Here is a 1,784-nt window from a genome sequence, read left to right as displayed (position 1 = left end):
AGTCTGCACTTCCTGTCGCAACTGCGCCTCGATCTTGTGGGCATGACCCCACGACAGGGCGCGGTGTTTGCTCGCGTTGGCGTCGATCTTGGTGCCGTCCAGCGCAATGTGCCCGAGCTTGAGCAGTTTCATCTCGCGCGCCAGCACCAGCACCTGTACGAACAGCAACTCCACTTCCTTCAGGAATCGACGTCGGAACGTCGCCAGCGTGTCGTGATCCGGGTGGGTGTTGGCTGCCACGTAGCGGAAAGCCACCGAGTCGTAGGTCGCGCGTTCGCCACTGCCCGCGCAGGTATTGCAGCGCCTTTCCAAGCAGGCTGCCAGGCACTACGTTTGGCAACTCTTCGAGCAGCAGATTCTCGATGGCCGTCAGCACGCGTGCGCTGTAACGCCGACGCAGGCGCTGTCGCTGCGCTGACGGCCAGTCGGCCGAGCGCGATTCCGCGGCAAACAACTTGCCGATGAGTTTGATGAAGCGCGTGGCCGTCAATTGCGGCGTGCGCAGGGCCTTGGGCACGGCCTCCTCGGCCTTGATCACGGCACGCCGCGCGTGAGCCCAGCAACCAAGGTGAATGAGCTGGTGTTCGATCGCCAGACCGTTGTAAGGCTCGTAGCCAGCGGTTATCAACACCGCACCTGGACGGATGCCAGCGTAAATTTCCTCGGCATGTTTGGCGCCACGTCCCGGCGCGTAGCTGAACAAGCGCACGGGCGGCCCGGAGCCGTTCATTTGCGCCCACATGTAACTTTTCGTTTGTGGTCGCCGTCCCGGCTCCTTCAAGACCTGGAGGGTTGTCTCGTCGCCGTAGATGATGTCCGAATCAAGCAGTGTGTCGCGCAGCAGGTTGATCACCGGCTGCCGGCCTGGCCCACGCGCACCATGCTGGCAGCGATGGTATTGGCCGAGATGTCGCCGCCAAAGCGGCGCAGCAATGCGGCCTGGCGATACAGGGGCATGCCGAACTGGTACTTGCCCGTGGCAATCCAGGCCAGCGCCGACTCAGTGAACAGGCCACGGGGGATGATACGCGGCGGGGCCGGCGTGACCTTGATGCCCAGATCGCAGCACGGGCAGGCGCGCTTGACGCGCTGGTGCTGGATGACACGGATCTGTTCGGGGATCACGTCCAACTGTTCGCTGATCTCGACGCCGATCTCGACCAGCGCGTGGCCATCGTTTGCACAGAAGCGCTCGGACTCGGGGAGGTCGTGACGCACCACATCGCGTGGCAGATTGGGGTCGAGGGGCTTGCGACCACGCTTGTTGCGGGTGTGCGCGGCGACCTTCGTGCCGGGCACGTCTTCCTGTGCAGGCTGTGCGTTGGCGGTGAGTACTTCGGCCTCGTTGAACAGCCCGAGTTGGCCCGCATCACGCGCTTCGCTCTTGGCGCCGAACAGTTCGCGCCGATAGGCACGCAGTCGTTCTTCTGCCAGATCGCGTTCAGCCTTTACCAGGCGCAACTCACCCTGAAGGACATCACGTTCGAGGCGGAGCTGGCGCGCTGCGTCGCGTTCTGCGAGCAGCTCCTCAAGTTCTTCAGCAGTGATCGTGACGTTGACAGGCATGGCGGGTTGGACCGACATGCCCGTCCGAGAGTTCAACTCGTTCGCACGTAGATGCGTTGGGGATGCTTCCTGATGACTGCGATGTCGATGCCCTCCAGCAACTAGTGCAACTGATCGACGGTGAGCGTGACGATATCGGTCGTGTCCGGCCACACGAAGCGATCCTCGGCTTCCAATCGCTTGAGGAATAACCAGAAACCAGCACCGTCCCAGCCGAG

Annotated in this window: 1 protein-coding gene and 2 pseudogenes; all 3 read right to left on the bottom strand. The window is 62.8% G+C overall.

The window, feature by feature from the left end; all coding sequences use genetic code 11:
- Positions 1-276 (bottom strand): annotated as a pseudogene (locus tag KHO41_RS40865) (transposase); the annotation flags it as partial.
- Positions 245-1,566, bottom strand: a pseudogene (tnpC, locus tag KHO41_RS40860) (IS66 family transposase); the annotation flags it as partial. The pseudogenes tnpC and KHO41_RS40865, both read right to left, overlap by 32 nt.
- Positions 1,567-1,667: 101 nt before the next feature.
- The coding region (gene tnpB / locus KHO41_RS42065; RefSeq protein ID WP_211958872.1) for an IS66 family insertion sequence element accessory protein TnpB at positions 1,668-1,784 on the bottom strand (117 nt) is incomplete at its 5' end.

The sequence above is a fragment of the Cupriavidus numazuensis genome (assembly GCF_905397435.1).
GTDB lineage: Bacteria > Pseudomonadota > Gammaproteobacteria > Burkholderiales > Burkholderiaceae > Cupriavidus > Cupriavidus numazuensis.
Note: the sequence above shows the minus strand (reverse complement) of the source record. Positions and strands in the feature narration are given on the sequence as shown.